This is a genomic window from Bacillus sp. GMs2/2, from assembly GCF_050172095.1.
Lineage (GTDB): Bacteria > Bacillota > Bacilli > Bacillales > Bacillaceae_G > Bacillus_A > Bacillus_A cereus.
The window spans coordinates 1-229 of sequence record NZ_JBNLYE010000805.1 but is presented as its reverse complement, the minus strand read 5'-3'; the positions used below and the strand labels follow the sequence as shown (position 1 = coordinate 229).

The window sequence follows — 229 nt, the reverse complement described above, 5'->3', positions numbered from 1 at the left end:
TTGGAATTTCATTACGCAATACTTGCAAGCGATTTGGACTGCTATTTTATACTTTGCAACGCCAATATTTGAAAGTATCAAGAATTTCATTTCTGAGTGTTGGAATACCATTTGTTCTACTACAAGTTTTGTATGGGAAACGATTAAAAATTTCTTAGTTTCCTGTTGGAATGGACTTGTAGCATTTGTTATGCCGATTTTTGAACAAATCAAGTCTTGGATCATTGCC

The 229-nt window shown here is 33.6% G+C and carries 1 pseudogene; it reads left to right on the top strand.

The features are described from left to right. Positions 1-229, top strand: a pseudogene (locus ACQGS6_RS29620) (hypothetical protein); the annotation flags it as partial.